Origin of the sequence: Nocardioides salarius, from assembly GCF_016907435.1 — a bacterium.
Taxonomy (GTDB): Bacteria; Actinomycetota; Actinomycetes; order Propionibacteriales; family Nocardioidaceae; genus Nocardioides; species Nocardioides salarius.
In genome coordinates this window covers 214,984-237,089 of record NZ_JAFBBZ010000001.1, presented here as the reverse complement: position 1 = coordinate 237,089, position 22,106 = coordinate 214,984, and the positions used below count along the sequence as shown (strand labels likewise).

The 22,106-nt window shown below is 73.9% G+C and carries 23 protein-coding genes; 18 read left to right on the top strand and 5 right to left on the bottom strand.

The features are described 5' to 3' along the window. Positions 1 to 13: 13 nt before the first annotated feature. The 4 genes from JOE61_RS01185 to JOE61_RS01170 are packed head-to-tail and all read right to left on the bottom strand — an operon-like array spanning position 14 to position 3,239. Positions 14 to 937, bottom strand: coding sequence for an aldose 1-epimerase family protein (locus JOE61_RS01185; protein WP_193670770.1), 924 nt, complete (start codon positions 935 to 937; stop codon positions 14 to 16). Positions 938 to 947: 10 nt separating this feature from the next. Next, a complete protein-coding gene (locus JOE61_RS01180) occupies positions 948 to 1,538 on the bottom strand; it encodes a nucleoside/nucleotide kinase family protein (RefSeq protein WP_307822742.1) in 591 nt (196 codons plus the stop codon). A 1-nt stretch (position 1,539) separates the two neighbouring features. Beyond that, entirely contained in the window at positions 1,540 to 2,790 is a 1,251-nt protein-coding gene (locus JOE61_RS01175; protein WP_193670769.1) for an amino acid deaminase/aldolase, read from the bottom strand. Then, positions 2,790 to 3,239, bottom strand: coding sequence for a cellulose synthase (locus JOE61_RS01170; protein ID WP_193670768.1), 450 nt, complete (start codon positions 3,237 to 3,239; stop codon positions 2,790 to 2,792). The genes JOE61_RS01175 and JOE61_RS01170 overlap by 1 nt, the downstream gene beginning before the upstream one ends. 62 nt (positions 3,240 to 3,301) lie before the next feature. Between JOE61_RS01170 and JOE61_RS01165 the strand changes: the two genes are divergently transcribed. The 8 genes from JOE61_RS01165 to pheT all read left to right on the top strand — a co-directional run bounded on the left by JOE61_RS01165 (position 3,302) and on the right by pheT (position 11,220). Beyond that, the gene (locus tag JOE61_RS01165) at positions 3,302 to 3,865 is read left to right on the top strand and encodes an SseB family protein (RefSeq protein ID WP_193670767.1); all 564 of its coding nucleotides are present in this window, start codon (positions 3,302 to 3,304) and stop codon (positions 3,863 to 3,865) included. 324 nt (positions 3,866 to 4,189) lie between these two features. Next, positions 4,190 to 4,903 carry a translation initiation factor IF-3 gene (infC, locus tag JOE61_RS01160; RefSeq protein WP_307822741.1) on the top strand — a complete coding sequence of 238 codons (714 nt, stop codon included), beginning with the start codon at positions 4,190 to 4,192 and terminating at the stop codon, positions 4,901 to 4,903. Positions 4,904 to 4,970: 67 nt separating this feature from the next. Continuing rightward, a complete protein-coding gene (rpmI, locus tag JOE61_RS01155; protein WP_179616425.1) occupies positions 4,971 to 5,165 on the top strand; it encodes a 50S ribosomal protein L35 in 195 nt (64 codons plus the stop codon). Between the two features lie 83 nt (positions 5,166 to 5,248). Continuing rightward, positions 5,249 to 5,641, top strand: a complete 393-nt coding sequence (rplT, locus tag JOE61_RS01150) for a 50S ribosomal protein L20 (RefSeq protein WP_179616426.1) — start codon at positions 5,249 to 5,251, stop codon at positions 5,639 to 5,641. Then, positions 5,638 to 6,465, top strand: coding sequence for a TrmH family RNA methyltransferase (locus JOE61_RS01145; RefSeq protein ID WP_193670812.1), 828 nt, complete (start codon positions 5,638 to 5,640; stop codon positions 6,463 to 6,465). Before rplT ends, JOE61_RS01145 begins: the two co-directional genes overlap by 4 nt. A 32-nt stretch (positions 6,466 to 6,497) precedes the next feature. Continuing rightward, positions 6,498 to 7,583, top strand: a complete 1,086-nt coding sequence (locus tag JOE61_RS01140; protein WP_193670765.1) for a sensor histidine kinase — start codon at positions 6,498 to 6,500, stop codon at positions 7,581 to 7,583. A gap of 52 nt (positions 7,584 to 7,635) precedes the next feature. Next, positions 7,636 to 8,733 (top strand): phenylalanine--tRNA ligase subunit alpha, encoded by a 1,098-nt coding sequence (gene pheS, locus JOE61_RS01135; RefSeq protein ID WP_193670764.1) that lies wholly within the window; start codon positions 7,636 to 7,638, stop codon positions 8,731 to 8,733. Between the two features lie 6 nt (positions 8,734 to 8,739). Next, the gene (gene pheT, locus JOE61_RS01130) at positions 8,740 to 11,220 is read left to right on the top strand and encodes a phenylalanine--tRNA ligase subunit beta (protein WP_193670763.1); all 2,481 of its coding nucleotides are present in this window, start codon (positions 8,740 to 8,742) and stop codon (positions 11,218 to 11,220) included. Positions 11,221 to 11,367: 147 nt separating this feature from the next. Here the strand turns inward: pheT and JOE61_RS01125 are convergent, their stop codons facing one another. Then, complete coding sequence (locus JOE61_RS01125; protein ID WP_193670762.1) at positions 11,368 to 12,183, bottom strand: maleylpyruvate isomerase family mycothiol-dependent enzyme; 816 nt, start codon at positions 12,181 to 12,183, stop codon at positions 11,368 to 11,370. 97 nt (positions 12,184 to 12,280) lie between these two features. Between JOE61_RS01125 and argC the strand changes: the two genes are divergently transcribed. The 10 genes from argC to JOE61_RS01075 are packed head-to-tail and all read left to right on the top strand — an operon-like array spanning position 12,281 to position 22,088. Further along, on the top strand, positions 12,281 to 13,318 hold the full coding sequence (argC, locus tag JOE61_RS01120) for an N-acetyl-gamma-glutamyl-phosphate reductase (protein WP_193670761.1): 1,038 nt from the start codon (positions 12,281 to 12,283) through the stop codon (positions 13,316 to 13,318). After that, the gene (gene argJ, locus JOE61_RS01115) at positions 13,318 to 14,469 is read left to right on the top strand and encodes a bifunctional glutamate N-acetyltransferase/amino-acid acetyltransferase ArgJ (RefSeq protein ID WP_193670760.1); all 1,152 of its coding nucleotides are present in this window, start codon (positions 13,318 to 13,320) and stop codon (positions 14,467 to 14,469) included. Before argC ends, argJ begins: the two co-directional genes overlap by 1 nt. A gap of 26 nt (positions 14,470 to 14,495) precedes the next feature. After that, on the top strand, positions 14,496 to 15,428 hold the full coding sequence (gene argB, locus JOE61_RS01110) for an acetylglutamate kinase (protein WP_193670811.1): 933 nt from the start codon (positions 14,496 to 14,498) through the stop codon (positions 15,426 to 15,428). After that, the gene (locus JOE61_RS01105; RefSeq protein WP_307822739.1) at positions 15,425 to 16,630 is read left to right on the top strand and encodes an acetylornithine transaminase; all 1,206 of its coding nucleotides are present in this window, start codon (positions 15,425 to 15,427) and stop codon (positions 16,628 to 16,630) included. Before argB ends, JOE61_RS01105 begins: the two co-directional genes overlap by 4 nt. Further along, complete coding sequence (gene argF, locus JOE61_RS01100) at positions 16,630 to 17,580, top strand: ornithine carbamoyltransferase (RefSeq protein ID WP_193670759.1); 951 nt, start codon at positions 16,630 to 16,632, stop codon at positions 17,578 to 17,580. The genes JOE61_RS01105 and argF overlap by 1 nt, the downstream gene beginning before the upstream one ends. Continuing rightward, positions 17,577 to 18,131, top strand: coding sequence for an arginine repressor (locus JOE61_RS01095; RefSeq protein WP_372440044.1), 555 nt, complete (start codon positions 17,577 to 17,579; stop codon positions 18,129 to 18,131). The genes argF and JOE61_RS01095 overlap by 4 nt, the downstream gene beginning before the upstream one ends. After that, positions 18,128 to 19,561, top strand: a complete 1,434-nt coding sequence (argG, locus tag JOE61_RS01090) for an argininosuccinate synthase (protein WP_193670758.1) — start codon at positions 18,128 to 18,130, stop codon at positions 19,559 to 19,561. The genes JOE61_RS01095 and argG overlap by 4 nt, the downstream gene beginning before the upstream one ends. 22 nt (positions 19,562 to 19,583) lie before the next feature. Then, positions 19,584 to 20,048: an NUDIX hydrolase gene (locus JOE61_RS01085; RefSeq protein ID WP_307822738.1), complete on the top strand. Its 465-nt coding sequence runs from the start codon at positions 19,584 to 19,586 to the stop codon at positions 20,046 to 20,048. Beyond that, positions 20,045 to 21,502 carry an argininosuccinate lyase gene (gene argH / locus JOE61_RS01080; RefSeq protein WP_193670756.1) on the top strand — a complete coding sequence of 486 codons (1,458 nt, stop codon included), beginning with the start codon at positions 20,045 to 20,047 and terminating at the stop codon, positions 21,500 to 21,502. Before JOE61_RS01085 ends, argH begins: the two co-directional genes overlap by 4 nt. Continuing rightward, on the top strand, positions 21,486 to 22,088 hold the full coding sequence (locus tag JOE61_RS01075; protein WP_193670755.1) for a DNA-3-methyladenine glycosylase: 603 nt from the start codon (positions 21,486 to 21,488) through the stop codon (positions 22,086 to 22,088). The genes argH and JOE61_RS01075 overlap by 17 nt, the downstream gene beginning before the upstream one ends. The last annotated feature ends 18 nt before the right edge of the window (positions 22,089 to 22,106 follow it).

Sequence of the window (22,106 nt, the reverse complement as noted above, 5' to 3'; positions counted from 1 at the left end):
TCGTCGCGGCCGGTCAGTCGACGGCGCGGACGCCCCACGAGCCCGAGTGCTCGTCGCCGGGGCTGCCGGCCGGTGCCAGGACCACCAGGTCGGTGCCCGAGCGCAGCGCGTCGGGCGGCGCGGTCATCGGCTCCACCGCCAGCGAGCGGCGGGCGCTGGGGCCCGCGTCGTCGGCGGTGTAGACCTGCAGGTGGGTCCAGGCCGGATCCACCCACAGGCTCACGCCCTCACCGCTGCGCGGGTCGCGCAGGGTGGTGGTGGCCCGGCCCCACTCGTCGCGCTCGAGGTCGGTGAAGGCGGTGTCGAGCACGGTCGAGCGCAGCGGCCGGGAGATCCGGAAGTCGAGCTCGCCGCCCTCGACCTGCTCGGAGCCGACCGGGCGCTTGAGCTCGTCGGTGCGCAGCGCGGTCGCGGCCGGCAGCGTCAGCTCGAGCTGGTCGACCGGGCCCGCCCCGACGCACAGGTAGGGGTGCGAGCCGGCGGCGTACGGCGCCTCCTCGGGCGACATGTTGGTCGCGGTCACGGTCACCGTCAGGCCGTCGGCGGACAGGTCGTGCACGACGTGCAGGTCGAGGGTCCAGGGCCAGCCCGGGCGGGCCATCAGGCGGTAGGTCAGCGAGACCGAGTGGGCGGTGTGCTCCTCCAGGGTCCACGCCGCCCAGCGCACCAGCCCGTGGGAGGCGTTGCGCAGCTCGGGCTCGGTCAGCGGCAGGACCAGCTCGTGGCCGCCGAAGCTGAAGCGTCCCTCGGCGAGCCGGTTGGGCCAGGGCGCCAGCAGCTGGCCGCGCCCGCCCCAGGAGTGCTCCTCGAGGCCGAACCCGTCGACCAGCGGCCGACCGGCGTACGACAGCTCGCGCAGCGCGGCGCCGCTCTCGGTGACCACGGCGCGGTAGCCGCCGCCGGAGATCTCGAACTGGTCTCCGCTGGGTGCAAGCATGCGCCGCACCCTAGTGGTCCGAGGAGGCGGCGCCGGGCACGACCGTGCGCGGCGGGACGCGACCGGTGCCGTCGACCAGCACGTCGGCCCGGCCGCGGGTGCCCTGGCGCTCGAAGTGGTGGGCCTCGGCCTCGGCCCAGGCCTCCCAGTGCGGCTCGAAGGAGTCGCCGTCGCGCTCAACCCCGCGCCGGCGGCGCAGCTCGGCGGGGGCGTCGACCCAGACCAGCACCGTGGTCAGGGGAGAGATGCGGGCCGTGCCGGCGCCGACGCCCTCGAGCACCAGCAGCGGCACCGGGGTGACGGTCACGTCCTCGCCCGGAGCGCCGGCCCGCCAGTCGTAGCGGGTGTAGCTGCTGGCGGCGTCGCGGTCGAGGGGGCTCAGCAGCTGCTCGAGCTGGTCGGGCAGGTGCGGCAGGCCGTCCCAGCCCTGGTACATGTCGTCGAGGCGCACGACGCGGGTGCGCACCGACGCGGCCCGCTCGACGGCGTCGGCCAGGGTGGACTTGCCGGCGCCCGAGGGGCCGTCGATGCACACCAGCCAGCCCGAGCCGCCCAGCGTGGGCGGGCGGCTGGTGGCCAGGTCGAGGACCAGGCGTGCCACCTCAGAAGGCGAGACCGAGGCCACGGTAGGTCTCCACCTCCGCCTCGAAGCGCTCGCCGGTCAGCAGCCGCACGCTGCGGCCGTGCTCGAACAGCTCGCCGGACTTCGCGTGCCGGAACCACACCAGGTCGCCGATCGAGAGCATCCCCGCCGAGGGACCCACCAGCGGGCTCTGCACCTCGCCGGCACCCTCCAGACCGGTCAGGCGCAGGCCGGGGGGAGCCCAGGGGGTCGGCAGCCGGTCGGGGCCGGCCGCTCCCGAGGCCACCAGCCCGCCGCCGTGCACGGTCGCGACGTCGGCGGAGGGGCGCCGGGTCACCGGGACCCCGAAGAACGCGGCAGGTCGCGGGGCGAAGGAGCGGTAGTGGTCGAACAGGGTCGGGACCAGCAGCCCGGAGCCGGCCGCCACCTCGGTGACGACGGGGTCGGCGGCGCTGGTCTCGACCGACCCGGAGCCGCCGGCGTTCCACAGCTCGAGCCCCTCGGGCCCGACGAGGTCGAGGAGCGCGGTGTGGACCTGTCGGCGCCGCTCGGCCAGCTGGGCGAGCGAGGCGTCCTTGAGCCGGCGCACCACCAGCGAGCGGGCCCGGGCGCTCGGCACGTCGTCGGGCACCCCGGCCACCTGGCCCTCGTAGGTCATCGCCCCGACCAGCGTGAAGCCGGGCCGGGCGACGACCTCGCGGGCCAGGGCGGCCACGGCCTCGGCGTCGCGCAGCGGCGAGCGCTTCGGGCCGACGTGCCGGCCGCCGGCCTGCAGCCCGGCGTCGACGTCGAGCGCGACCCGCACCGGCACCGCCCGCGAGGAGCGCACCGAGTCGACGACGTCGAGGTGGGCCACGTCGTCGACCATCAGTGTGATCCGGCCCGCGGCCCGCGGCGAGACCACGAGCGCGGCGAGCGCGGCCCGGTCGACCGTGGGGTAGGCGACCAGCAGGTCGTCGGTGACGTCGTGCTCCTCGAGCCACAGCGCCTCGGCCAGGGTGTAGGCGAGCACGCCCCGGAAGCCGTCACGGGCCAGGGCGCGCGACATCAGGGCCGGCACCCGCACCGACTTCGAGGCCAGCCGCAGCGGCGTGCCGCCCGCGCGGCGCTCGAGGTCGGCGGCGTTGGCGTCGAAGGCGTCGAGGTCCACGACCAGCAGCGGGGTCGGCGCCGGCTCCTCCAGGGCGCGCACCGCCGCGTCGAGGCGGGCCCACAGCCGGCTGCGCGCCGCCGCGCTGCCCGGGTCGCCCGGGCCGGTGCCGCGGGCCATCAGGAGATGCCGCGCTTGCGCAGCAGTGCCTCGATGTCGGCCAGGTCGTCGTCGATCGCCGGCTTGCCCTTGCCCGCCCGGTCGGCGGGCGAGGCCTCACCGGCTGGGGAGGACAGCTGCTCGCGCCGGGCGCCGTCGACCCGGCGCGAGCCGGAGCGCCGGTCGAGCAGGCCGGCGCCGACCAGCAGCAGCACGGAGGTGCCGGCCAGCGCCGCGCCGATCCACACCACGGGGCTCAGCACCAGCCCGAGCGCCCAGTCGGAGACCGCGCCGGCGATGCGGGTGAACATCTCGAGGGTCCCGGTCAGGTAGGCCGCCGGCACCAGCAGCGTGAGCGCGGCGGCCCGCATGGCCGGCACCGCACCCCGGCGACGCCAGGCCCAGACCGTGACGAGACCGCCCACGACGGTCAAGGTGATCGCGAGCGCTGTCCAGGCTGCCTCGTCCATGCCTCCAGGGTGTCACAGGAGGCCAGCGCGTGGGCGCTGCGACCGGCAGGGATGATGGGGGAGTGGACGACCACGACCATGACCAGACCCCGGACCAGACCCCGGACCAGGCCCCGCACCAGCGCCTGCTGGCCGGCGCCGGCTTCCCCGACGACACCGGCGAGGCCGAGCCGGCCCTCGTGGCCGCGCTCGCGGCGTACGACGCGGCCCCGCGCGACCCCGACACCTACCTGGCCTGCCTCGAGGTGCTGCGCACCGCCCGGCTGCTGGTGCCGGTGGTGGCGCTGCTCGGCGAGGTCGAGGTCGACGAGCGCGGGCTGGCCCACGACAAGTCCAGCGACATGGCCGCGGTGCTGCTCACCGGCGCCGACGGGCGCACCGCCCTGCTCTCCTTCACCGGCACCGCCGCGATGACCGCCTGGGACCCGCAGGCGCGGCCCGTGCCGGTCACCGCGCCGTACGCCGCCCAGGCCGCGGTGCAGGAGGGTGCGGCGGCGCTGCTGGTCGACGTCGCCGGCCCCGCGCGGCTGGTGGTGCAGGGCGGCGACCTCGAGGCGCTGGGCGCCGGGTGGCAGCCGGTGCGGCTGGGCGCGGGCATCGGCTGGCTGCGACCCGGCGAGGCCTGACCGGCCCGAGGTCCGGGGCTTGGGGACTGGGGTTTGGGCGCGCGGCGTTGCGTCGGCTAGAGTCTGACCACGACCGACCAGCCCGTCCTGTGCTCCGCCAGGAGTGCGAGGCAGGCTGATCTCCAAGCGGAGGCCAGGCACGATCGTCTCCCACCCGCATCGACCGCCAGCACCACAGGTCGTCGGGTCCGGTCCCGGACGAGCACCCGTGCTCGTGCGTAGATGCTGAACCCCGCGTCAGGGGGGACGTGTCGCGACTGGCTTCCGCTTGCTGCAAGCGGAAGCCTTTGTTCATTTCTCGGCCCTCTTCCACGGCCGGGACCTGTGCGAGGACCTCCGAGGACATCCCCACCAGGAGGACACATCAGCACCGAGCTCCGAATCAACGACCGGATCCGCGTCCAGGAGGTCCGGCTCGTTGGCCCCAGCGGCGAGACCGTCGGCATCGTTCCCACCGCCGACGCGCTGCGCCTTGCCCAGGAGGCTGACCTCGACCTCGTCGAGATCGCCCCGATGGCCCGCCCCCCGGTCTGCAAGCTCATGGACTACGGGAAGTTCAAGTACGAGAACGCCCAGAAGGCGCGCGAGGCACGGCGCAACCAGACGAACGTGATCATCAAGGAGATGAAGCTTCGTCCCAAGATCGACTCGCACGACTACGAGACCAAGAAGGGTCACGTGGTCCGGTTCCTCAACGCCGGCGACAAGGTCAAGATCACGATCATGTTCCGCGGCCGCGAGCAGCACCGCCCCGAGCTGGGCTTCCGGCTGCTGCAGAAGCTGGCCGAGGACGTCACCGAGCTCGGCTTCGTGGAGTCCTCGCCCAAGCAGGACGGGCGCAACATGACCATGGTCCTGGGCCCGCACAAGAAGAAGGCCGAGGCCAAGGTCGAGCACAAGGCGGCCAAGGAGGCCAAGGCCGCCGAGCGTGCCGCCGAGGAGGCCGAGGAGCGCGCCGAGCGCAACGCCGGTCGCCAGGCTGCTCCGAAGAAGGAGCGCGGTCGCTCCGAGAACCTCGATCCCGAGATCGAGGCCTGAGCACCGCCCGGGGCCGGCACCGGCCCCGCACCGAACTGCCGCAGCACGCAACGAGAGAGAGACACAGATGCCCAAGAACAAGAGCCACTCCGGCGCCGGCAAGCGCTTCCGCGTGACCGGCTCCGGCAAGATCCTTCGCGAGAAGGCCGGCAAGCGCCACAACCTCGAGAAGAAGCCCTCGAAGGTCACGCGCCGCATGACCGGCACCGTCGAGGTGGCCAAGGCCGACACCGCGCGCGCCAAGAAGATGCTCGGCATCTGAGCCTCGCCCACCCGTCAACCACCGGGCCGGCGCACCGGCCCTGACGTCGACCACCACGGTCGGCAGAGCACCAAGGAGACACCATGGCACGCGTCAAGCGCGCAGTGAACGCCCAGAAGAAGCGTCGTACCACCCTCGAGCGCGCCAGCGGCTACCGCGGCCAGCGCTCGCGCCTGTACCGCAAGGCCAAGGAGCAGGTCACCCACTCCCTGGTCTACAACTACAACGACCGGCGCAAGAACAAGGGCAACTTCCGCAAGCTGTGGATCCAGCGGATCAACGCCGCGGCCCGTGCCCAGGGCATGACCTACAACCGCTTCATCCAGGGCCTGAACCTGGCTGGTGTCGAGGTCGACCGCAAGATCCTGGCCGACCTGGCCGTCAACGACATCGCGGCGTTCAACGTCCTGGTCGAGACCGCCAAGAACGCCCTGCCCGAGGACGTCAACGCCCCCAAGGCGGAGGCTTCGGCCTGACTTCCTCCTGGGGCCCCTCGGGCCCCTCGGCTCCCCTCGTCGCGGGCAACACCCGCGTCAAGGACGCACGCAGGCTCAGCCGCCGCTCGGTCCGTTCCGAGCGGCGGCTGTTCCTCGCTGACGGCCCGAAGGCCGTCGAGGGCGCCCTCGAGGTGCCCGGCGCGCTGGTGGAGGTCTTCGCGACCCCCGCGGCCACCGAGCGGTACGCCGCCCTGGCCGACGTCGCGCAGGAGTCCGGCGTCGCCTGGACCCTCGTCGACGACCGCGCCCTGGCCTCGCTGAGCGAGGCCGTCAGCCCGGCCGGGCTGGTCGGGGTGTGCCGGTTCCTCGACACCGACCTCGAGTCCGTGCTGTCCACCGCTCCGCGCCTGGTCGCGGTCTGCGCCGACGTGCGCGACCCCGGCAACGCCGGCACGGTGCTGCGCTGCGCCGACGCCGCCGGCGCCGACGCCGTGGTGCTGGCCGGCAGCTCGGTCGACGCCTACAACCCCAAGACCGTGCGGGCCTCGGTGGGCTCGCTGTTCCACCTGCCGGTCGTGGTCGCCCCCGACGCCGCCGCCGCGGTGCGGGCGCTGCAGGCCGCGGGCCTGCAGGTGCTGGCCGCCGACGGTGCCGGCGAGCGCGACCTCTACGACTCCGCGCCCCTGGCCGGGCCGGTGGCCTGGCTCTTCGGCAACGAGGCCTGGGGCCTGCCCGCCGAGCTCGCCGACCTGGCCGACCACCGCGTCTCGATCCCGATCCACGGTCGCGCCGAGAGCCTCAACCTCTCGACCGCCGCGGCGCTGTGCCTCTACGAGACCGCCCGCACCCAGCGGCGTACCTGACCCGGGTCGTGGCGGCCTCCTAGGGTGGGGCCATGCCGCCGGTCGACTCGCCCCCGCCCTCCGACGAGGCGCGGGCGCTGCTGGACGACCTGCCCGACGGTGTGGTCCTGGCCGGCGCCGACGGGCGCGTGAGGCACGTCTCCGCCCCGGCGGCCCGGATGCTCGGCGTCGAGGCCGACGCGGCCCGGGGCCGGCCGCTGCCCGAGGTGCTGCGCCTGCAGGACCGCGAGGGGGAGTCGTGGTGCGCCTGCAACACGCCCTTCGAGGGGCTGGCCACCCGCACCGCCGTGCCGGAGCAGCCGTGGCTGCTGCCCGACGGCAGCGAGGTGCTGGTGGCCGCGCGCATCCACCGCACGTCGCTGCGCGACCCGGTCGACCGGGTCGCGGTGACGCTGCGCTCGGGCCGGGGCCGGGCGCGCCTCGACCGGGAGCGCTCCGACCTCGTCGCCACCGTGGCCCACGAGCTGCGCTCGCCGCTGACCGGCGTCAAGGGCTTCGTGCAGGCCCTGCTGAACCGCTGGGACAAGCTCAACGACGAGCAGAAGAAGCTGATGCTCACCACGGTCAGCTCCGACTCCGACCGCCTGAGCCGGCTGATCGCCGAGCTGCTCGACGTGGCGCGCATCGACACCGGGCGGCTCCAGCTGCACCGCCGGCCCACCGACGTGGGCGTCGTCGCGGGGCGGGCGGTCGCCTCGGTGCAGGCGGCCACGTCGCGACCGGTGCTGCTCGAGGACCCGGGCGACCTCCCTGACGTGCTGGCCGACCCCGACAAGCTGGCCCAGGTGGTGACCAACCTCGTCGAGAACGCGGTGCGGCACGGCGACGGCACGGTGCGGGTGCGGCTCGAGGCGCTGGCCGCCGGGGCCCCGGGGTCCGCCGAGGCGGGAGGCGCGGTGCGGCTGTGCGTCGACGACGAGGGCGAGGGCATCCCCGAGGAGCTGCGCCGCCGCGTCTTCACCAAGTTCTGGAAGAGCGGGGCGCGTGGAGGCTCCGGCCTGGGCATGTACATCGTGGGCGGCCTGACCCGTGCCCACGGGGGCTCGGTCACCATCACCGACGCGCCCGGCGGGGGCGCGCGGGTGCAGGTGACGTGGCCGGTCGGTCCCGAGGCCTGAGCCGGTCGCGGTCGTCCGTAGACTGCGCGCGAGCACCCAGCGAGAGGCAGTGATGTCGGGCCCGAACAACGATTACGACCCCGTCGAGGTCACCCCGCTCCAGGCGGCGGAGGTCGAGGCGGCACGTGACGCCGCGATCGCCGCGATCGAGCAGGCGGGCGACCTCGAGGCGCTCAAGCAGGCGCGCCTCGAGCACGCGGGCGACCGCTCGCCGCTGGCGCTGGCCAACCGCGAGATCGGGGCCCTGCCCCCGCAGGCGCGCAAGGACGCCGGTCAGCGCATCGGCCAGGCGCGCGGCGCGGTCAACAAGGCTCTCGCAGCCCGCCAGGTGGTGCTCGAGGCCGAGCACGAGGAGCGGATGCTGGTCGAGGAGACCGTCGACGTCACCCTGCCCACCGACCGGCGCCGCGCCGGCGGCCGGCACCCGGTGACGCTGCAGTCCGAGCTGGTCGCCGACCTGTTCGTGGCGATGGGCTGGGAGGTCGCCGAGGGCCCGGTCGTCGAGGCCGAGTGGCTCAACTTCGACGCGCTCAACCTGGGCCCCGACCATCCCGCGCGCACCATGCAGGACACGTTCTGGACCGAGCCGGCCGACCACCACGTCGTGCTGCGCACCCAGACCTCGCCGGTGCAGGCGCGCACCATGCTGACCCGCACGCCCCCGATCTACGTCGTGTGCCCGGGCCGGGTCTTCCGCACCGACGAGTACGACGCCACGCACAGCCCGATGTTCCACCAGGTCGAGGGCCTCGTGGTCGACGAGGGCATCACCATGGCCCACCTCAAGGGCACCCTCGACCACTTCGCAGGCCAGCTCTTCGGCGACGGCATCGACACCCGCTTCCGCCCGTCGTACTTCCCCTTCACCGAGCCGTCGGCCGAGGTCGACGTGCGCTGCTTCGTGTGCCGCGGCGTCGATGCGGAGTCCTGCCGCACCTGCCGCGGTGAGGGCTGGATCGAGTGGGGTGGCTGCGGCGTGGTGAACCCGCGCGTGCTGACCGCCTGCGGCGTCGACCCCGAGGTCTACAGCGGCTTCGCGTTCGGCATGGGCATCGACCGCTCGTTCATGTTCCGCCACGGCCTGGAGGACCTGCGACCGCTCTTCGAGGGCGACGTCCGCTTCAGTGCCGCGTTCGGAACCGAGATCTGAGGAATCATGAAGGCACCCGTCTCCTGGATCCGTGAGCACGTCGACCTGCCCGCCGAGGTGGGCACCGAGGAACTCACCGACCGACTGACCATGCTCGGGCTCAAGCTCGAAGCGATCGAGCGCCCCGGTGAGGAGATCACCGGCCCCCTGGTGGTGGGCCGCGTGCTCACCATGGAGCCCGAGCCGCAGAAGAACGGCAAGACCATCAACTGGTGCACCGTCGACGTCGCCGACGCCAACGGCACCGGCGAGCCGCAGGGCATCGTGTGCGGAGCCCACAACTTCGCCCCCGGCGACCTCGTCGTGACGGTCCTGCCCGGCGGCGTGCTGCCCGGCGGGTTCGCGATCAGCGCCCGCAAGACCTACGGCCACGTCTCGGCCGGGATGATCTGCTCGGCGGCCGAGCTCGGCCTGGGCACCGATCACGACGGCATCATCGTGCTGCCGCCCGGTGCCGGTGAGCCCGGCCAGGACGTGCGTCCGCTGCTCGGCTTCGACGAGGAGATCATCGAGTTCGAGATCAACCCCGACCGGGCCTACGCCCTGTCGCTGCGCGGCATCGCCCGCGAGGCCGCGCTGGGCTTCGACGCCCCGTTCCGCGACCCCGTCGAGCGCGACCTGCCCCCGGCCGACGACGCGGGCCACCCCGTCGAGGTCGACGACCCCGAGGGCTGCCCGGTCTTCGTGGCCCGCACCGTCAGCGGCTTCGACCCCGCCGCCGAGACCCCGGCCTTCATCGCCGACCGGCTGCGGATGGCCGGCATGCGCCCGATCTCGCTGGCCGTCGACGTCACCAACTACGTGATGCTCGAGACCGGCCGGCCGATCCACGGCTACGACCGTGACAAGGTGCAGGGCACCGTGCGCGTGCGCCGGGCCCGCGACGGCGAGCGGCTGACCACCCTCGACGGCAGCAACCGCGAGCTGCACCCCGAGGACCTCGTCGTCACCGACGACTCCGGCGTGATCGGCCTCGGCGGCGTCATGGGCGGCGAGGCCACGGAGATCTCCGCGACCACCACCCGGGTCCTCGTCGAGGCCGCCCACTGGGAGCCGGTCGCGATGTTCCGCACCGGCAAGCGCCACAAGATCTCCTCCGAGGCCGGCAAGCGCAACGAGCGCGGCGCCGACCCGACCACCTGCGAGCCGGCGGCCGACCGCGTGGTCGAGCTGCTGACGACGTACGGCGGCGCCACGGCGGAGCCCGGCGTCACCGTCGTCGGTGCGCCCCAGCCGCGCGACGCCGTGCGCCTCGACGCGGGCCTGGCCTGCCGGGTCAGCGGCATGCCGATCGACGACGAGACCGCGGTCGCGCACCTGCGCGCCGTGGGCTGCGACGTGGTCGTCGAGGGGGAGCACCTCCAGGTCACCCCGCCGCCGTGGCGCCCTGACCTCACCGACCCCCAGGACTTCTCCGAGGAGGTCGTGCGGGTCGTCGGCTACGACAAGGTCCCCTCCGTGCTGCCGACCCCGCCGTCGGGCCGCGGCCTGACCCGCGAGCAGCGCCTGCGCCGCCGCGTCGGGCGCACGATGGCCGGCCAGGGCTTCGTCGAGGTGCTGACCTTCCCATTCATCGGCACCGGCGACCTCGACCTGCTGGGCCTGACCCCCGACGACGACCGGCGCAGCCTGCTGCGGCTGAGCAACCCGCTCAGCGCCGAGGCGCCGTACATGACCAGCACCCTGCTGCCGGGGCTGCTGCGCGCCGCCGAGCGCAACGTCGGCCACGGCACCACGTCGTTCGCCGTCTTCGAGAGCGCGCCGGTCACCGCGCCGCGCGGCAGCGGCCCCGCGCCGATCCTGCCCGTCGACCGCCGGCCCACCGACGCCGAGCTCGAGGAGCTCGAGAAGGCGCTGCCGGCCCAGCCGGTGCACCTGGGCCTGGTGGCCGTCGGCGAGGCCGACGCCTCGGGCTGGTGGGGCACCGGTCGCCATGTCGACTGGTCCGACGCCGTCGAGGCCGTCCGTGGCGTGAGCGACGCGCTGGGCCTGGAGCTGCAGACCCGGGCCGCGGCCCTGGCCCCCTGGCACCCCGGTCGCTGCGCCGAGCTGCTGGTCGAGGGTGTCGTCGTCGGCCACGCCGGCGAGCTGCACCCGCGGGTCTGCACCGCCTTCGGCCTGCCGCCCCGCTCGGTCGCCGCCGAGGTCGACCTCGACCTGCTGCTCGAGCGTGCCGTCGACCTGCGCCCCGCCCCGGTCTTCTCGACCTACCCGGTGGCCAAGGAGGACGTCGCCCTCGTCGTCGACGCCGACGTGCCGGCCGCGTCGGTCGAGGCGGCGCTGCGCGAGGGCGCGGGTGAGCTGCTCGAGTCGGTGCGCCTCTTCGACGTCTACACCGGTGACCAGGTGGGGGAGGGGCGCAAGTCCCTGGCCTTCGCGCTGCGCCTGCGCGCCCACGACCGCACCCTGGTCGAGGGCGAGGCGGCCACCGCCCGCGACGCCGCCGTGGCCCTCGCCGCCGAGCGCACCGGAGCCACCCAGCGCTGACCCGTCCCAAATCTTCCGCCGACCCGTCCCAAACTTCACCCTGACCCGTCCCAAATCTCACCCTGACCCGGCCCGGACCGACACCCCGTCGGTCCGGGCCGGCTCGGCTGGAGATCCTGGCCGGGTCAGCGCGAAGTCTGGGCCGGGTCACGTGAGGGGCTGGTCGAGGACCGCGGCGAAGCGGGCGTGCACGTCGGGGTCGCCGGTGACGTCGGGCCGGGCGGCGGTGTCGGGGTCGTGGGCGCCCGCACGGTGCCACAGCCAGGTGAGCAGGAGGTCGGCCGGCCCGGAGACCACCACGTCCGGGGCGCGGCCGGGGTCGCCGACCACCCCGATGTCGGGCTCGTCGTACGACGTGCCGGTGCGCGGGTCGGTGCCGGTGAAGCGGCCCAGCTCGACCCAGACCCGGTCGCCGGTGTCGGTGCAGTCGACCCGCACGTGCTCGCCCCCGCCGGCGAAGCGTCCCCAGGGCGGGGTGCCGCCGTACATCACGTCGAGCGCCTCGAGCACCCCGTCGGCGGCCAGCGCCGGGTCGATCGGCGTCACCACGCCCGCGGCCTGCTCGGCGTCGACGCGGTGCACCAGCGCCTCGAGCGCCTGGCGGCGGTAGGTGAAGCCCACCGTCTGCTCACTCGACCAGGTCCAGGCCGGCTCGGCGGGGTCGGCGCCGCGCAGCTGCTCGAGCAGCGCGGCGCTGTGCTGGTCGAAGAGCGCCAGCAGGTCGTCGTACGCCGCTGGGCGCACCGGGGCCGGTGCGTCCTCGGCGGGCGCCGCGGGGCGGGTGCGCACCACCTCGGCCCAGAACCGCTGCACCTCGGTGAGGTGCCACAGCAGGTCGGCGGCCGACCAGTCGGGGCAGCCCGGCACGCGCGCCACCGCAGGGGTGGTGGCGAGCACCTCGCGGAAGCGGGTTGACTCCCGGTGCAGGTGCGCCAGGAGGTCGGTGGGCTCGAGTGCCGTCATGGTCGCGAACCTAGGCCGCGACGCCCCGCACTGCCACCGGGTTCTCCGCCGCCCACCCCCCCCGGTTGCACATGAACATGCAGATCTGCGTATAGTCATGCACATGGCGAGAGTGCGAGTGGCCGTGGCCGGAGCGAGCGGGTACGCCGGAGGTGAGGTCCTGCGGCTGCTGCTGTCCCATCCCGAGGTGGAGATCGGCGCGCTGACGGGCGCGTCCAACGCGGGCCAGCCGCTGGGGGCCCTGCAGCCGCACCTCGTGCCGCTGGCCGACCGGGTGCTCGAGCCCACCACCATCGAGGTGCTGACCGGCCACGACGTCGTCTTCCTCGCGCTGCCGCACGGCCAGTCCGGCGAGGTCGCCGCCCAGCTCGGCGACGACACCGTCGTCATCGACTGCGGCGCCGACTTCCGGCTGCGCGACGCGGGGGAGTGGGAGAAGTTCTACGGCGGCGAGCACGCCGGCACCTGGCCCTACGGACTGCCCGAGCTGCCCGGCCGGCGCGAGGAGCTGCGCGGTGCGCGCCGCATCGCCGTGCCCGGGTGCTACCCGACCATCTCGACGCTGAGCCTGGCCCCCGCCGTCGCCGCCGGCATCATCGAGCCCAACGTCTCGGTGGTCGCGGTCAGCGGCACCAGCGGGGCCGGCAAGGCCGCCAAGGCCCACCTGCTCGGCTCCGAGATCATGGGCAACGCCAGCGCGTACGGCGTCGGCGGCGGCCACCGCCACACGCCCGAGATCACCCAGAACCTCTCGGCGTTGACCGACGCCACGGTCGCGGTGAGCTTCACACCGCTGCTGGTGCCGATGCCGCGCGGCATCCTGGCCACCTGCTCGGCCGACCTGGTCGGCGAGGTGAGCGCCGACCAGGCCTACGCGGTCTACGCCGAGGCCTACGCCGACGAGCCGTTCGTCCACGTGCTGCCCCAGGGCCAGTGGCCCCAGACCAAGTCGGTGACCGGCTCCAACACCGTGCAGCTGCAGGTCACCGTCGACGAGACCGCCGGGCGCCTGGTCGCCGTCGGCGCCGTCGACAACCTGGCCAAGGGCACCGGCGGCGCCGCCGTCCAGTGCATGAACCTCGCGCTCGGCCTCGACGAGGGCACGGGCCTGACCACGATCGGACTGGCACCCTGATGAGCATCACCACCCCCCAGGGCTTCACCGCCGCCGGCGTCCCCGCCGGGCTGAAGTCGACCGGCGCCAAGGACGTCGCGCTGGTCGTCAACGCGGGCCCGCGCTTCGACTCCGCCTCGGTCTTCACCGCCAACCGCTGCAAGGCCAACCCGATCCTGTGGAGCCAGGAGGTCGTCAAGGACGGCACCGTCAAGGCGGTCGTCCTCAACTCCGGCGGCGCCAACTGCTACACCGGCCCCGAGGGCTTCCAGACCACGCACGCGGTCGCCGAGCGGGTGGCCGAGCACGTCGGCATCGGGGCCGGCGACGTGGTCGTGTGCTCCACCGGCCTGATCGGGCTGACCAACGACCGCGAGCAGGTGCTCGCCGGCGTCGACGCGGCGTACGACGCGCTGTCGGGCGAGGGCGGCGACGACGCGGCCGCGGCGATCATGACCACCGACTCGGTCAGCAAGCAGGTCGTGGTCGAGGGCGCCGGGTGGAGCATCGGCGGGATGGCCAAGGGCGCCGGCATGCTCGCGCCCCAGCTGGCCACGATGCTGGTGGTCCTGACCACCGACGCCGTGGTGCCCGCGGCCGAGCTCGACACCGCGCTGCGCGCCGCGACCCGGGTCTCCTTCGACCGTCTCGACTCCGACGGGTGCATGTCGACCAACGACACCGTCACCGTGATGGCCAGCGGGGCCAGCGGCATCACGCCCAGCCCCGACGACTTCACCGCCGCGCTCACCCAGGCCTGCACCGACCTGGCGATGCAGCTGCTCAAGGACGCCGAGGGCGCCGACCACGAGATCGCGATCACCACCCTCAACGCCGCCACCGAGGACGAGGCGGTGGAGGTCAGCCGCAGCGTGGCCCGCTCCAACCTCTTCAAGGCCGCGATCTTCGGCAACGACCCCAACTGGGGCCGGGTGCTGGCCAGCATCGGCACCACCGACGCCACCTTCGACCCCGCCGACCTCGACGTCGCCATGAACGGCGTCTGGGTCTGCCGGCAGTCCACCCCCCACGCCGACCCCGAGAGCGTCGACCTGACCTCGCGGGAGGTCAGCGTGACGATCGACCTGAAGTCCGGGTCCGAGCGGGCGACCGTGTGGACCAACGACCTGACCCACGCCTACGTCCACGAGAACAGCGCCTACTCCTCATGAGCACTCCTACGAACGACAGCGACCAGATGATCCGCAGCGAGGTCCCGCCCGCCGACCCGGACAAGGCGGAGATCCTCTCCGACGCCCTGCCCTGGCTCAAGCGCTACCACGGCAAGGTCGTGGTGGTGAAGTACGGCGGCAACGCGATGACCGACGACACCCTCAAGCGCGCCTTCGCCGAGGACATCGCGTTCCTGCGCTTCGCCGGGTTCCGGCCCGTCGTCGTGCACGGCGGCGGCCCGCAGATCTCCGCGATGCTCGACAAGCTCGACATCAAGTCGGAGTTCCGCGGCGGCCTGCGGGTGACCACCCCCGAGGCGATGGACGTGGTGCGCATGGTCCTGGTGGGCCAGGTGCAGCGCGAGCTCGTGGGCCTGATCAACGAGCACGGCCCGCTGGCCGTCGGCCTGTCCGGCGAGGACGCGGGGCTCTTCACCGCCGAGCCGGCCAACACCATCGTCGACGGCGAGGAGGTCGATCTCGGGCTCGTCGGGGAGGTCGCCAAGGTCCGCCCCGAGGCGGTGCGCGACCTCATCGAGGCCGGCCGCATCCCGGTCGTCTCCAGCGTCGCCCCCGACGTCGACGGCCTGGTGCACAACGTCAACGCCGACACCGCCGCGGCCGCCCTGGCGGTGGCGCTGGACGCCGAGAAGCTGCTGGTGCTCACCGACGTCGAGGGGCTCTTCCGCGACTGGCCCGACAGCGACGACGTGATCTACGAGATCAGCCCCGAGGCGCTGGCCGACCTGATGCCGAGCCTCGCCAGCGGGATGGTGCCCAAGATGGAGGCCTGCCGCAAGGCGGTCGACGAGGGCGTGCCGCGCGCCACCGTCGTCGACGGGCGCGAGAAGCACGCGGTGCTGCTCGAGCTCTTCACCAACGAGGGCGTCGGCACCCAGGTGCTGCCCGGGGTGGAGACCAAGGTCCGCAAGGCCCGGTCGAAGGCGGTGCGCAAGTGAGCGGCTCGACCGACCAGACCGACCCCACCAACCCGACCAACCGGCAGCTGGGGGAGCGCTACACCCACTCGCTGATGAACACGTTCGGCCCGCCCAAGCTCGCGCTGGTGCGCGGCGAGGGCGCCCACGTGTGGGACGCCGACGGCAAGGAGTACGTCGACCTGCTCGGCGGCATCGCCGTCAACACCCTGGGCCACGCCCACCCGGCGCTGGTCGCGGCGGTCACCGAGCAGATGTCCACGCTGGGCCACATCTCCAACTTCTTCACCTCCGGCCCCCAGGTCGAGCTCGCCGAGACGCTGCTGCGCCTGGTCGGCGCCGGGCCCGGCAAGGTCTTCCTGGCCAACTCCGGCACCGAGGCCAACGAGGCCGCCTTCAAGCTGACCCGCCGCACCGGGCGCACCCAGGTCGTGGTGGCCGAGGGCGGCTTCCACGGGCGCACCATGGGCGCCCTCGCGCTGACCTCGAAGGCCGCCTACCGCGAGCCGTTCGAGCCGCTGCCCGGCCACGTCACCTTCGTCCCGTACGGCGACGCCGACGCGCTGCGCGAGGCCGTCAGCGACCAGACCGCGGCCATCCTGCTCGAGCCGATCCAGGGCGAGGCCGGGGTCGTGCCGGCCCCCGACGGCTACCTGCACGCGGCCCGGGCCCTGGCCGACGAGTCCGGGGCGCTGCTGTGGCTCGACGAGGTGCAGACCGGCATGGGCCGCACCGGCGAGTGGTTCGCCCACGCCGGCCAGGTCGTGCCCGACGTGCTGACCCTGGCCAAGGGCCTGGGCGGCGGCTACCCGATCGGGGCGGTCATCGGCCTCGGCCGCGCCGCCGACCTCCTCGAGCCCGGCAACCACGGCACCACCTTCGGCGGCAGCCCGGTGGCGTGCGCCGCCGCGCTCGCGGTGATCCGCACCGTCGAGTCGGAGGGGCTGCTCGAGCACGCCCGGGCCGCCGGCGAGCGGCTGCGCGAGGGCCTGGGCGCCGACCCGCGGGTCACCGAGGTGCGCGGCCGAGGGCTGCTCATCGGCCTCGACCTGGTCTCCGAGACCGCCGCGGCCGTCGTCGACGCCGCCCAGGAGGCGGGGTGGATCGTCAACATGCCGACGCCGGACCGGATCCGCCTGGCTCCGCCCCTGGTGCTCACCGACGCCGACGTCGAGGCCTTCCTGCAGGCCTGGCCGGCGATCCTCGACAAGGCCGGCACCTGATGACGCGCCACTTCCTGCGCGACGACGACCTCACCCCGGCCGAGCAGGCCCGGGTGCTGGACCTCGCGGCGGCGATGAAGCGGGCGCCGTACGACGCCAAGCCGCTGGCCGGGCCGCAGTCGGTGGCGATGATCTTCGACAAGCCGACCCTGCGCACCCAGACCTCCTTCGGCGCCGGCATCGCCGAGCTCGGCGGCAACCCGATGCTGGTCGAGGGGCGCCTGGCCGGCATCGGCATCCGCGAGTCGGTCGAGGACGTCGCCCGGGTCCTGGGCCGCCAGGTCTCGGTCGTGGTCTGGCGCACCTTCCACCAGTCCGACCTCGAGCTGATGGCCGCCCACGCCGGGGTGCCGGTGGTCAACGCGCTGACCGACGACTTCCATCCCTGCCAGCTCATCGCCGACCTCCTGACCGTGCGCGAGCAGCGCGGGCGCCTCGAGGGCCTGAGCGTCGCCTTCGTCGGCGACGCCGCCTGCAACATGGGCAACTCGTGGCTGCTGGCCGGCGCGACCGCCGGGATGCACGTGCGGGTCAGCGGCCCCGAGGGGTTCCTGCCCCACCAGGAGGTCCTCGACCGCGCCGCCGAGATCGGCGCCGCGACCGGCGGCTCGGCGCGCGCCGAGGCCGACCCGGTCAAGGCCGTGGCCGGCGCCGACGTCGTGGTCACCGACACCTGGATCTCGATGGGCAAGGAGAGCGAGGAGCAGGCCCGCGAGCTGGTCTTCGCCGACTGGTCGCTGACCCCCGAGCTGCTGGCGCACGCCGCTCCCGACGCGGTCGTGCTGCACTGCCTGCCGGCCTACCGCGGCAAGGAGATCTCCGCCGAGGTGCTGGAGGGCCCGCAGAGCGCGGTGTGGAACGAGGCCGAGAACCGGCGCCACGCCCAGAAGGCGGTGCTGGCCTTCCTCCTCGCCGGCGGCGAGCAGCCCGCGGTCGGAGGTGTCACGTGACCGAGTTCGCGATGCGCCCCACCACCAAGAACGCGCGCCACCAGCGCATCGTGGAGCTGGTCGGCACCCACGAGGTGCACTCCCAGGGCGAGCTGGCGCTGCTGCTGGCCGAGAGCGGCGTGCGGGTCACCCAGGCCACGCTCTCGCGCGACCTCGTCGAGCTCGAGGCCGTCAAGGTCCGCGCCGCCTCCGGCGCCCTGGTCTACGCCGTGCCCGCCGAGGGCGGCGACCGGCGACCGGTCGCGCCCACCGACTCCTCGGCCGGGCGCGCGCGCCTGGCCCGGTTGTGCGCCGAGCTGCTCGTCAGCGCCGACGCCACCGCCAACCTCGTGGTCCTGCGCACGCCCCCGGGCGCAGCGCAGTTCCTGGGCTCGGCCTTCGACAAGGCCGAGTTCCCCGACGTCCTCGGCACCATCGCCGGCGACGACACGGTCCTGGTCATCGGCCGCGAGCCGACCGGGGGCGACGCCCTGGCGCGCCGCTTCCTGGAGATGGCCGACCACTCGACGTACGACCCGACCTTCACCCCCCAGATCGAGGAGCACCCATGAGCAAGGTCCTGACCACGCTGCCCAAGGGGGAGCGCGTGGGCATCGCGTTCTCCGGAGGTCTCGACACCTCCGTCGCGGTCGCCTGGATGCGCGACAAGGGCGCGGTCCCCTGCACCTACACCGCCGACATCGGCCAGTACGACGAGCCCGACATCTCCGGCGTGCCCGGCCGGGCCGTGGAGTACGGCGCCGAGATCGCGCGCGCCGTCGACTGCCGCACCCAGCTGGTCGAGGAGGGCTTCGCGGCGATCGCCTGCGGCGCCTTCCACATCCGCTCCGGCGGCCGCACCTACTTCAACACCACGCCGCTGGGCCGCGCGGTCACCGGCACCATGCTGGTGCGCGCCATGCACGAGGACGGCGTCGACATCTGGGGCGACGGCTCGACCTTCAAGGGCAACGACATCGAGCGGTTCTACCGCTACGGGCTGATGGCCAACCCCGACCTGCGCATCTACAAGCCGTGGCTCGACGCCGACTTCGTGCATGAGCTCGGCGGGCGCGACGAGATGAGCCAGTGGCTCACCGAGCACGGCCTGCCCTACCGCGACTCCAAGGAGAAGGCCTACTCCACCGACGCCAACATCTGGGGCGCCACCCACGAGGCCAAGACCCTCGAGCACCTCGACACCTCGCTCGAGGTCGTCGAGCCGATCATGGGCGTGAAGTTCTGGGACCCCTCGGTGGAGATCCCCACCGAGGACGTCACCATCGCCTACGAGGCCGGCCGCCCGGTCGCCATCAACGGGGTGCGCTTCGACGACCCGGTCGCGCTGGTCCACGAGGCCAACACGATCGGCGGGCGCCACGGGCTGGGCATGTCCGACCAGATCGAGAACCGCATCATCGAGGCCAAGTCGCGCGGCATCTACGAGGCCCCGGGCATGGCGCTGCTGTGGATCGCCTACGAGCGCCTGCTCAACGCGATCCACAACGAGGACACGATCGCCAGCTTCCACAACGACGGGCGCCGGCTCGGGCGGCTGATGTACGAGGGCCGCTGGCTCGACCCGCAGTCGCTGATGATCCGTGAGGCGCTGCAGCGCTGGGTCGCCTCGCTGGTCACCGGCGAGGTCGTGCTGCGGCTGCGCCGCGGCGAGGACTACTCGATCGTCTCCACCGACGGTCCCGCGTTCTCCTACCACCCCGACAAGCTGTCGATGGAGCGCACCGAGAACGCCGCGTTCGGCCCGCTGGACCGCATCGGCCAGCTCACGATGCGCAACCTCGACATCGCCGACAGCCGCGCCAAGCTCGAGCTGTACGCCGACCAGCCGCTCGACCAGGGCCAGGTGCTGGTCGAGAACGGCACGCTCTACGGCGAGATCGAGCCCGGCGGCTACGACCGGATCACCCAGAACCCCCGCTCGGGCGACGACATCGACGACGAGGCGCTCGACGCCGCGGCGATGGAGTCCGGCACCGACTGATGGGGCCGCGTTGATGGAGCCGGTGCTGCGCGCGACCGCCCGGGTGCTCCCGGTCAGCGCGGCGGGCGAGTGCCTGCTGCTGCTCGACCAGGACCCCGGGCGGCCCGGCGAGCTGCGCTGGGGCACCATCGGCGGCGCCCTGGACCCGGGGGAGGACCACGTGGGCGCCGCGCTGCGCGAGCTGCGCGAGGAGACCGGCGTGGTGGTCGCGGCCGACGCGCTCGTGGGGCCCTTCCACCGCGACCACCGGCACTTCACCTACGACGGGCGCGCCTACCTGGGCGACTCGACCTTCTTCGCGCTGCGGCTCTCGAGCGACGTCGCGATCACCTTCGAGCACCTCGAGCCCGGTGAGGTCGACAACGTCATCGAGGCGCGGTGGTGGACGCCGCACGACGTCGCCGCCGACGGCCGCCTGGTCGCCCCCGACCTGCCTGAGATCATGAGCGCCGCGATCGTCGCGGCGAGAGGAGCAGCACCAGCGTGAGCACGGAACAGCCCGGCAAGCAGGACGCGACCAACACCGGCAAGCTCTGGGGCGGCCGGTTCGCCGGGGGACCCTCGCCGGAGCTCGAGGCGCTCTCGCGCTCGACGCACTTCGACTGGCGCCTGACGCCCTACGACCTCGCCGGGTCGCGGGCGCACGCCAACGCGCTGCACCGGGCCGGGCTGCTCGTCGACGCCGACCACGCCGAGCTGCTGCGCGGCCTCGACGTCCTGGGGCGGCGCTACGCCGCCGGCGAGCTGCACCCGGACCCCTCCGACGAGGACGTGCACGGCGCCCTGGAGCGGCTGCTGCTCGAGGAGGTCGGCCCCGACGTGGGAGGCCGGCTGCGCGCCGGCCGCTCGCGCAACGACCAGATCGCCACGCTGTTCAAGGTCTTCCTGCGCGACCACGCCCGGGTGGTCGCCGGGCAGGTGCTCGACCTGGTCGACGCGCTGGCCCAGCAGGCGCGCACGCACCTGGGCGAGGACGGTGCCGAGCCCACGATCATGCCGGGGCGCACGCACCTGCAGCACGCGCAGCCGGTGCTGCTCTCGCACCACCTGATGGCGCACGCCTGGCCGCTGCTGCGCGACGTCGACCGGCTGGGCGACTGGGACGCCCGCGTGGCCGGCGACTCGCCGTACGGCTCGGGCGCGCTGGCGGGCCAGAGCCTGGGCCTCGACCCGACGCTGGTGGCCGCCGAGCTCGGCTTCACCGGGTCGAGCGCCAACTCCATCGACGGCACCTCGGCGCGCGACTTCGTCGCCGAGCTCGCCTTCGTCACCGCGCAGATCGGCATCGACGTGAGCCGGCTCGCCGAGGAGGTCATCCTCTGGGCCACCAAGGAGCTCGGCTTCGTGACCCTGCACGACTCCTGGTCGACCGGGTCGAGCATCATGCCGCAGAAGAAGAACCCCGACATCGCCGAGCTGGCCCGGGGCAAGGCCGGGCGGCTGGTCGGCAACCTGACCGGGCTGCTGGCCACGCTCAAGGCGCTGCCGCTGGCCTACAACCGCGACCTGCAGGAGGACAAGGAGCCGGTCTTCGACTCCGTCGACACCCTCGAGGTGCTGCTGCCGGCCTTCACGGGCATGGTCGCCACCTTGGAGTTCGACGGCGAGCGCACCGGCGAGCTGGCGCCACAGGGCTTCTCGCTGGCCACCGACGTCGCGGAGTGGCTGGTGCGCCAGAACGTGCCGTTCCGCATCGCCCACGAGGTCGCCGGCGCGTGCGTTCGCCGCTGCGAGGAGCTCGGCATCGAGCTGAACGAGCTGTCCGACGAGCAGTTCGCCGAGATCTCCCCGGAGCTGACCCCACAGGTGCGCGAGGTGCTGACGGCCCCCGGCTCGGTGGCCTCCCGCGACGGGCGCGGCGGCACCGCGCCGGTGCGGGTGCGCGAGCAGCTCGACGAGCTGCTGGCCCGAGCGGACACCCTGCGTGGCCGCCTCGCCTGAGCGGCCGGGCCTCCTCCCGCTGCTCGCGGGGCGTCCCGAGGAGGTCGCGCCGCTCCTGCTCGGGGCGGTGCTGCGCCACGGCGACGTGGCGCTGCGGCTCACCGAGGTCGAGGCGTACGCCGGCGAGGACGACCCCGGCTCGCACGCGTACCGGGGTCCGACCCCGCGGACCGAGGTGATGTTCGGGCCGGCGGGCCGGCTCTACACCTACTTCAGCTACGGCATGCACGTGTGCGCCAACGTGGTGGTGGGCGAGGAGGGGACCGCGGCCGCCGTCCTCCTGCGCGCCGGCGAGGTCGTCGAGGGACGCGACATCGTGCGGCAGCGCCGACCCCGGTCCAGCGAGCGCGACCTGGCCCGCGGCCCGGCACGGCTGTGCCAGGCACTTGACATCACCCTCGAGCACGGTGGCGCCGACCTGGGCACCGGCCCGGTCACGATCGAGCCGGGTCCGGTGCGGCCACGGTGGGAGAGCGGTCCACGGGTCGGGCTGCGCCAGGCCGCCGAACGGCCGTGGCGGTTCTGGCTGCCGGGGGAGCCGAGCGTCTCCACCTACCGGCCGGCGGCCCCCAGACCGCCCCGCTGAGGGGCCTCCCCGTACGTG